1 protein-coding gene is annotated in these 534 nt (G+C 64.8%); it reads left to right on the top strand.

Annotation, left to right across the window (positions count from 1 at the left end):
* Positions 1–90: 90 nt before the first annotated feature.
* A partial coding sequence (locus tag APY03_RS18515) for a toprim domain-containing protein (protein WP_232324331.1) occupies positions 91–534 on the top strand: 444 nt, incomplete at its 3' end.

Genomic DNA, 534 nt, shown 5'->3' on the forward strand with positions numbered 1-534 from the left:
CGCATGCAGCTTGTTTGCTGCTGCCCCAACAGGCGCTCGGCATCCTCGATCCCAGCAACTCCATGAACAACGGGAAGCGGATGGACGGACATGCGGCTGTTTCTGTGCGAGAAGCCCTCCCAGGGCAAAGACATCGGCCGGATTCTCGGCGCCACGCAGCGCGGTGAAGGCTGCCTCAACGGCTCCGGCGTCACGGTCACCTGGTGCATCGGCCATCTCGTCGAAGCGGCAGCACCCGAGGTCTATGACGCGGCGCTCAAGCGCTGGTCGTTGGAGCAGTTGCCCATCATCCCTCAGCAGTGGCGGGTCGAGGTCAAACCGCAGACCGCCACGCAATTCAAGGTCGTCAAAACGCTTCTGGCGAAGGCGACCCATCTCGTCATTGCCACCGATGCCGACCGCGAGGGTGAACTGATCGCCCGCGAGATCATCGACCTGTGCGGATACCGCGGCCCCATAGCACGCCTGTGGCTGTCGGCGCTCAACGATGCGTCCATCCGCACCGCGCTCGCCAAGCTGCGGCCCTCGGCCGAG

The organism is Variovorax sp. WDL1, assembly GCF_001541225.1.
Classification (GTDB): domain Bacteria; phylum Pseudomonadota; class Gammaproteobacteria; order Burkholderiales; family Burkholderiaceae_C; genus Variovorax.